We start from the raw sequence: 8,133 nt of genomic DNA, 5'->3' as shown, positions 1-8,133 counted from the left end.
CGGCGCCCAAGGTTGCCGTGGAGTTCGGCCGTCGGGTCATTCCCTTGGAATCCCGGCCGACCTTCTCTGAAGTGGAAGAGGCCTTCCGTCGGGTGAAGAAATAATGGATGATCGATCATCCCCCATCATTATCGTAAAAAGGAAAAAAAGAGGGCATGCAGAAGAGCGCAGCAGCTCCTGGAAAGTGGCCTACGCTGATTTCGTTACGGCCATGATGGCTTTTTTTCTTCTTCTGTGGCTTCTTGCCATGGTCTCACCGGAAAAACGCCTCGCTCTATCCGAATATTTCAATAATTTCAATATATTCAAAGAAATAAGCGGATCCGGACAATCTGTCATGGTCCAGTCGGCCCAAGTTCTGGACAAACAGGGCATGGGGGCACAAATGTCCACCAAGGGGCTGAACAAGGAAGGGGCCACCGCAAAAGATTCTCAGGGTAAACCAAGGGATTCTACGGGTTTGCATGTGATGAGACCGGGGAAACAGGGCATTTCCTCGCAAGACCTGGTCAAAAAGCTCAAGACAGCCATTGAAGAAAAGCTGAGATATGTAAAAAATCAGATATTTGTCGACGTCGTAGAAGGCGGTGTCCGGATTCAGATCGTGGATATGGAGGGAAGCCCTATGTTCCAGCTGGGAAGCGCGGACCCCACTGACAGGGCCAAACAGATTCTCGCAATCGTGTCCGAAAATACACGGGACATCCCAAACCGGGTGGCGATTGAAGGCCATACGGATTCCGCACCCTTTCGGGGAGGCCAGATTACGAACTGGGAATTGTCCACGTCCCGTGCATCCGCGGCTCGCCGCGAATTGGAAAACAACGGTATTGAGCCTTCCCGGATTGCCCGGGTTGTCGGTTACGCGGACCAGGAACTCTACATCGAAGAAGATCCCCGGGATCCCCGCAACAGGAGGATCAGCATCATTCTCATTCAAAACAGGGTAATGGATGAAACAGCAATGACCACGGCAACGCCCCCGCCATCCGCGGTACCACACGTTTCCATCATGGAGTAATCTTGATAAGTACCTGAAAAGGCAGACTTCATTAAGTGATATTTTTTGTCCTGATCATTCATTATTCGGCTTTCCCCAAGACCATCGCCACCGGGTTCAATCGGTTAGACAGATGTCGACAACGAAAGGCCCTTCATCGATCTCAAAGGGAATGATGATGCTGGGCCCCCCAAGGACATGAACGATGGAATGACTGGCCCCTGCCACAACCGTGGGAATGGCCGCCGTGACATTCAGCCCCTCCGCTTCCAGTTTTTTCCGTGCCACACCGGAAACCATGTTGGTCAACTCACCCACGGCGTCCTTGATGTCACCGTTGATTTCATCAATCTCTTCCCCCAGCATGTTGGAAACGATCTTCAGGATGCAATCCTTGCTGAAACTCAAGGCCAGGGACCCCCGGGCCGCGCCGGTCAAGCCGATGATACCGGAAACATCCCCCACAGCCATGCTGCCCTTTTTCAAATAGGGTTTCCCCGCACGGGGCGTGACAAATGCCATGGTGTTCAGGACATTGATCGTTCCTTCCAAAAACGGGTTAATAAATTTGACGTTCATCTTTTTCACCTCTTCAGGTTTGTGGGTTACATTTTCTCCATGATCTGCTTGATTTTTTCATCCAGTGTCTCCGACGTAAAAGGCTTCACAATGTAATTGCTGACTCCTGCCTTCACGGCGGCAACGACGTTTTCCTGAAGGGCTTCCGCCGTGACCATCAAAAAGGGAAGGGCATTTAACTCTTCATCAGCTCGGACGGCCTTCAACAGCTCATAGCCGCTCATGTTCGGCATATTCCAGTCGGATACGACGAAATCAACTTGCTGTGACTTCAGAATTTTCAGGGCGTTCACTCCGTCCTCCGCCTCGACAATATTCTCATAGCCACTCTGTTTCAGGAGATTTCTGATCACCTTCCTCATCGTCGCAAAATCATCCACGATCAGTATTTTCAAGTTTTTATCCATGTCTTTTCCTGCCTCCCCTAAATAATTCCGTCCCTTCCGCTCTGGACGCAACGGCTCCACTATTTTTCACTGATGTCAAACAGTCCCTCCGGATCAATGATCAATCCAACCTGTCCGTCACCCAGAATCGCTCCTCCGGAAATACCCCGAACTCTTTTGAACCGCTCACCCAGACTTTTAATCACCACTTCCGCCTTGCCGACGATCTTGTCCACCAAAAGACATTTGACGCGATCCTCACCCTCCACCACGACAGCAATCGCTTCCCAGGGCTCCCTGTATTCCGGTTCAATACCAAACAACCGGTAGAGACGAACCAACGGCATCAACTGACCCATGACATTGATCGTCTCCCCTTTCCCCACAACATTGTTGTAGGACTCCCGCGTCGGTCGGAGGGCCTGGCGGATGGCCGTGGTCGGCAGGATATAGCGTTCCGGACCGACCTTGACAATCATTCCGTCAATGATGGCCATAGTCAGGGGAAAACTGGTGATAAAAGAGGTTCCCTCACCCGCTCTGCTTTCGACTTCTATCTTGCCCCGCAGTTTTTCCACCGCCTGCTTGACCACATCCATCCCAACGCCCCGACCGGAGATATCCGTGACCTTTTCCGCCGTTGAAAGTCCCGGGAGGAAAATAAGCCGATAAACCTCGGCGTCGGTCAAACCGTCAGCGGTTTGTATCACCCTGTTCCCAATCGCTTTATTCAGAATTTTTTCCTTGTTCAATCCCCGTCCATCGTCCGTAATGGAGATGACGATGTTCCCTCCCCGGTGATAAGCGGACAAACGGATGAGACCCTTTTCGGGTTTCCCTGCCCGGAGTCGGTCGGCAGGCGTCTCCAGACCGTGATCGATGGAATTGCGAATCATATGGACCAGGGGATTGTAGATTTCATCCACCATGGTCCGGTCGATTTCGGTCTCCTCCCCTTCCATTTCCACGGCCACGTGCTTGCCGGCCGCCCTCGAGAGATCCCGGACCAAGCGAGACATGCGCTGAAAAGTCTGTTTGATGGGAATCATGCGTAATCCCGTAGACACCCGCTGAAGACCCGATGTAATCCGAAACAGCTGCGCAATATCCCGCGCGAGATTTCGATCGGCATGCAGACTCGTGTTGAGATCCTGCTGAACCATGGACTGCGTGATAACCAGTTCGCCCACCATGTCGATCATGTCATCCAGCTTCCGCGTATCCACGCGGATCGTTGTGGCATCCGAAACCTGTTCAACCTGCTTGCGTAAAGCCCGCGATACCTGTTTGGGCGTCACCTGCCCATCACTGATCAAGGCTTCGCCGATCTTGGTGCCCGGTTTCTTTCCCACGGCATCCAGACCCTTTTGCAGGGTTTCCTGGTTGATAACACCATCTTCAAGCAGGATTTCACCCAATCTCTTCTTGACGGGTATGTCGGTTCGACCTTCCTCCACCATTTGAACACGTTTTTTCAACCCCTCCAGGTCCAGTCCTTCCGGTATTGTCCCGCTGTTTTCCGGCTCGGTTCTCAGTTGCCCGACCAGAATTTTTAGCGCGTCTGCCCCGTCGAGAACGACATCGATGACCGAGGGAGTCACGTCCAGCTCGGCATTTCTCGCTTTGTCCAAAAGGTTCTCCAGTTTATGGGCCAGGTCGCGGATGACGTCGAGGTTTAAAAAACTTGCCACCCCCTTGATGGAATGGAAGGGGCGAAAGATCGCGTTGATGTAATCTTTGTTTTCCGGTTCCTGTTCCAGATTGAGGATATTCACTTCAATCTCATCGATATACTCGGAGGCTTCGATAATGAAGTCCTTCAGCAGGGAATCATCCTGCAGTGAATCGGCCGATGCCGCGGCTTCATCCCGACCCGCCTCCGGCTTTTCAACGGTGGCGCCTCCCTTCACGGGACCTGTTGTATCAGAGAAACACGCCATGGAGGGGATGTCCTCACCGAGCAAATCCACGCAACCGGCCACAAAGGGACTGAGGTCACCGGCGTAGGCTCCCGTGTTCTTATAGGACGCCGCCACCTCCTGCATCAGGGAAATGCCGTTTTCGATCATGGCGAAGCCCGCCTCCTTGTCCTTCACCTGCTCAACAAGCCATTTCCCGAGAATATGGCTCAAGGCGCGGGATACCCTGATAATTTGCACCGTACCAACCTTCTCGCCTTCCGCGAGGATCTGATCCAGACAATTCAGGAACTTTCCCGCCGAGGGGATGTCGATGTCCCGATTATCGAGAAAAAGAAAGTCCGATGCCATGCCGTCAATTAACCCTATAAGCGCCCGATAAGTCATGTCATACCATCCTAATAATCTCTTGAGCAATCTTGTCCAGGGGAACAACCCTGTCGGCCCCCCCCAGTTTAATGGCTTCCTTGGGCATACCGAATACCACGCAGGATTTTTCATCCTGGGCAATCGTGCCGGCGCCCGCCTGTTTCATTTCCAGCAAGCCCTCTGCACCATCGGCGCCCATCCCCGTCAGGATGACTCCGATCGCGTTCGACCCGGCGTACTTCGCCGTGGACTTGAAAAGGATATCCACCGAGGGCCGCTGGTGATGGACCATGGGACCGGTCTTGATTTCAACGTAATAACGGGCGCCGCTTCTGCGAAAGATCATATGATAGTTCCCGGGAGCGATCAAAACCCTTCCCGGCGTGACGGAATCGTTGTCTTCCGCTTCCTTCACGGTCATCTGGCAGATACCGTTCAGCCTTTCGGCAAACGCCGTTGTGAAATGGGCCGGCATATGCTGGACCACCACGATGCCCGGTGAATTGGAAGGCATTTTGGTCAGAACGTTTTTCAGTGCCTCCGTTCCACCGGTGGATGCACCGATGGCGATAACCTTGTTCGTCGTCTGGGCCAATGCCTGAATCGGCTCCGACGGGCCGGTGACTGTGTTGTCTCCTTGCCGGGCCACGCTGACCCGGGAAGCTATGCGAATCTTGTCCGCCAATTGAGCGCTCATATCGCCGACCGAATAGGAACCTCCGGGTTTAGCGATGACATCAACGGCACCGATGTCCAGGGCTTCCAGGGTCAGTTTGCCGCCCTTCTGTGTCAGGGAGCTGACAATAATGGTCGGCAGGGGGTAATATTTCATCAACTTTCTGAGAAAGGTGATGCCATCCATCCTGGGCATCTCGACGTCAAGGGTGATCACATCCGGTTTCAGCGTGACGATTTTGTCCCTGGCCACAAAGGGGTCCGGGGCCGCTCCGATCACCTCGATATCCGGATACTTGGATAATTCTTCGGAGAAAATCTTCCGTACAATCGCGGAATCATCAACTATGAGCACCCTTATCTTTTTCACCCTCACCTGCCCTCTTGAACGTAGGGATACCAATCACCCTTTCTCAAATGGTTCACCTTGTAGACGATGGCCTCGTTTTTTAACGTGTTGTAAACGATCTTTCTCCCCATAGCCCCCCCGATATCCTCGGACACAACAGGAATCCTCCGGCGGCTCAGCTGCTGTCTCGCCATGCGGACATTTTGCGGACCGATCCGCTCACACCCCCCCAGGGGACTGATGGCGCCCCCAAAAAGCTGCGCCCTCAAATTTTTTATTTTCGCCCCGTCCGTCAAAAACAGCCTGATCAGATACTGGATCGCCACATTACCGTACCGGGCCGACGCCTGAGAGCGTTTGTCCGTCGAAGGATAGAGAAAATGAGCCATGGCGCCCCGCTCCTGTTGACAATCCCACAGGGACACGGCAACGCAGGATCCAACCACGGTGGAAATGAGAGAGGGTTCCTCACTGATGTAAATATAGCCCGGGGATAAAAAATAATCCCGCAGGGTGACGTCTTTACCCATCACACGGACACCCGCTCTTCAGTCGCCTCTTGCCAGGCCAGTCGGACCTGGAGAGGTTCATTTTCCGATTCGAAACTAACGACCACATCATCCTCTCCGGACAAAATCAGACCATGGTCCGCCGCCTGATCCATCCGCGCATATTTCGGCAGATTCAAATTGAATACATCCCGTTCATCCAATTTGCGCAGGAAATTACCGGCGATCATGTTGGCCGCTTCCTTTGAGCAATCCTCGATCATCTGCTCCGTTATCTCCAGCGTTTCACAACTAAGCATATTCTGAGTCATCAGTTCCGTGAACCCACGCGACATCTTGAGGCAAAACGCCCCGCTCCGGCTGGTCCGGCCCGTAAAATCGATGAAAGACACCGAATCATACTGTACCCGGGCGGTCTCAACCGGTTCAAGAAACACGAAGAACATTTTCTCGAAGACTTCAAAAATCGCCCTCGTCAATATCTCCCTGATATTCTCCTTCATCTCCCACTCCTATCACCTCGTGTAGAGTGCGCTTCAGTTCCTCCGGCAGAAAGGGTTTCTTGATAAACCCCCTTGCGCCCAGGGCATAAGCCTCGTTCACTCGTTCCAGACTGCCTTCCGTTGAAATCATAATCACGGGAATGGTCCTGAAAACATCGTGATGATGAATCTGTTTCAACAGTTCCATGCCGTCCATTTCCGGCATGTGAATATCCGACAGGATCACATCGACCCACTCCCTGGACAAAACATTCAGGGCCTGCTTTCCGTTACCCGCTTCATAGCAATTATCCAACCGGAAGCCCGACAACTGAATCACTTTCCGGATCACGGAACGCATCGCATTGGAGTCATCCACAATCAATACATTAAACGACATGGTTCGCCCCCAATCATCTTTTAGACCACATTGATTACGTCCTCCGCCTCTTCCAACGATTCCATAAGGTTGAGCATCCCCAGTTCCAAATCCTGCTCCCGCAGATGGAAGCGAGTCAGAGCCTCCGCCAGCCCCTTGTAGGCAAGACCGTCTACTCCACCGCCAATGCCGATCATCAGGCATAACTGATCCGCAAGATAGACCAGCCAGGAGACGTAGTCCCCTTCTTTGTCCAGAAGATCGGGCCGATGGTGATAGGCGATGGCATCCCTTATCTCCGAGGGAAAACGCCAATGTTCCGCAATCAGACCTCCCAGACCCGCATGATCGATCCCCAGAATCTCATTTTCCGCCTCCAGAAAGGAATAGCCCTGGTTGGTCACCAGGTCTTCTATTTTATTGAAGGACTCACGAACATATTCGCCCAAAAAGACTTTCCCTATATCGTGAAGCAACCCCGCGGTATAGAGAACGGGATCTTCGCAACGATACACTTTCTGAGAGAGGATCTGGGCCATCATCGCCACCGCCACCGAATGTTGCCAGAGATCCCGAGCCTGGGCGACATAACCCCCGCCGCCCTTGCGATAGAACCGGGAAACACCGGCTGTCTGAACCACCCGAAGGAGATTCTCCTGCCCCAGGTAGAGCACCGCCTCCTGAATGGTCCTGACCTGGTGCCGCGCACCAAAATAGGCCGCATTGCTCATCTTCAGGATGTTGGCCGTAATCGCCTGGTCATATTTGATCAGATTGACCAGATCCGCTATGGCGTAATCCCCGCGTGAAACCACTTCCGTCACTTTCTGTATCGTCATCGGAAAAGCGGGTATACTCTGAACCGAACGTATAATCTTCTCCAGCATGGCTATAATTCCTTAATCATTCCCATCGAACTCTTGATCAGAAACTTCCCGTTCGACAGGTCCAGGCGAACAGTCCGGTTGTAGTTGGCGCCGGTATCTTCGGCTTCGATCATGACATTGTTTTTCCAAAAAATCTTACGCAGGGCGGTGATGTTTTTCTGTCCGATACGAAAGAAATGGGTATCATCGAGAATACTGGCTCCCCCTGCCACCTTCACGATCATCCTCTTTTTTTCGGCTCCCAAACGATAACAGGACTTAAAGAGCAAGGGAACGCCCGTATCGGCAAACATACCCGGCTGGTCCTGCGCTTTTTTCACATCCAGGCCGGAATCCGGAAGCATATAGTGCAACAATCCCCCCACCTTGACCCGTGGATCGTAAACGGCAACGGCAATACAAGAACCCAAAGCGTAGGTCACCAGAATGTCACCGGGATTGTCGCTTACCTTCAGGTCTGAAATTCCAACTATCAAATCGGCCATAGATTTTTATTTCCGATAAACACTCGGCTCAATGTAATTGAAAGAATGGTCCAACCCTGTCAGACTTTCCGAATGCCCTACAAAAAAATAACCGTCTTTATTCAGGGTTTGATG

At 52.5% G+C, this 8,133-nt stretch carries 11 protein-coding genes; 1 reads left to right on the top strand and 10 read right to left on the bottom strand.

All coding sequences use genetic code 11. The features are described from left to right. Positions 1-103 precede the first annotated feature (103 nt). Positions 104-1,021 (top strand): OmpA family protein, encoded by a 918-nt coding sequence (locus tag GX147_08830; GenBank protein NLN60786.1) that lies wholly within the window; start codon positions 104-106, stop codon positions 1,019-1,021. Between the two features lie 96 nt (positions 1,022-1,117). Here the strand turns inward: GX147_08830 and GX147_08825 are convergent, their stop codons facing one another. The 10 genes from GX147_08825 to GX147_08780 form a co-directional block, all read right to left on the bottom strand. Continuing rightward, positions 1,118-1,579, bottom strand: coding sequence for a chemotaxis protein CheX (locus GX147_08825; protein NLN60785.1), 462 nt, complete (start codon positions 1,577-1,579; stop codon positions 1,118-1,120). A gap of 26 nt (positions 1,580-1,605) precedes the next feature. Further along, a complete protein-coding gene (locus GX147_08820; protein NLN60784.1) occupies positions 1,606-1,986 on the bottom strand; it encodes a response regulator in 381 nt (126 codons plus the stop codon). A 59-nt stretch (positions 1,987-2,045) separates the two neighbouring features. Further along, positions 2,046-4,271, bottom strand: a complete 2,226-nt coding sequence (locus tag GX147_08815) for a chemotaxis protein CheA (protein NLN60783.1) — start codon at positions 4,269-4,271, stop codon at positions 2,046-2,048. A gap of 1 nt (position 4,272) precedes the next feature. Then, the gene (locus GX147_08810; GenBank protein NLN60782.1) at positions 4,273-5,298 is read right to left on the bottom strand and encodes a chemotaxis response regulator protein-glutamate methylesterase; all 1,026 of its coding nucleotides are present in this window, start codon (positions 5,296-5,298) and stop codon (positions 4,273-4,275) included. Between the two features lie 2 nt (positions 5,299-5,300). Further along, on the bottom strand, positions 5,301-5,807 hold the full coding sequence (locus GX147_08805) for a chemotaxis protein CheD (protein ID NLN60781.1): 507 nt from the start codon (positions 5,805-5,807) through the stop codon (positions 5,301-5,303). Beyond that, the gene (locus GX147_08800) at positions 5,807-6,289 is read right to left on the bottom strand and encodes a chemotaxis protein CheX (protein ID NLN60780.1); all 483 of its coding nucleotides are present in this window, start codon (positions 6,287-6,289) and stop codon (positions 5,807-5,809) included. The genes GX147_08805 and GX147_08800 overlap by 1 nt, the downstream gene beginning before the upstream one ends. Then, on the bottom strand, positions 6,246-6,668 hold the full coding sequence (locus tag GX147_08795; GenBank protein NLN60779.1) for a response regulator: 423 nt from the start codon (positions 6,666-6,668) through the stop codon (positions 6,246-6,248). The genes GX147_08800 and GX147_08795 overlap by 44 nt, the downstream gene beginning before the upstream one ends. Positions 6,669-6,688: 20 nt before the next feature. Next, positions 6,689-7,534: an HDOD domain-containing protein gene (locus GX147_08790; protein ID NLN60778.1), complete on the bottom strand. Its 846-nt coding sequence runs from the start codon at positions 7,532-7,534 to the stop codon at positions 6,689-6,691. A gap of 2 nt (positions 7,535-7,536) precedes the next feature. Continuing rightward, positions 7,537-8,019, bottom strand: coding sequence for a chemotaxis protein CheD (locus GX147_08785; GenBank protein NLN60777.1), 483 nt, complete (start codon positions 8,017-8,019; stop codon positions 7,537-7,539). Between the two features lie 6 nt (positions 8,020-8,025). Continuing rightward, on the bottom strand, positions 8,026-8,133 hold a 108-nt coding region (locus GX147_08780), incomplete at its 5' end, for a chemotaxis protein CheR (GenBank protein NLN60776.1).

Source organism: Deltaproteobacteria bacterium, assembly GCA_012522415.1.
Lineage (GTDB): Bacteria > Desulfobacterota > Syntrophia > Syntrophales > JAAYKM01 > JAAYKM01.
This window is presented reverse-complemented; position numbering and strand designations above follow the sequence as displayed.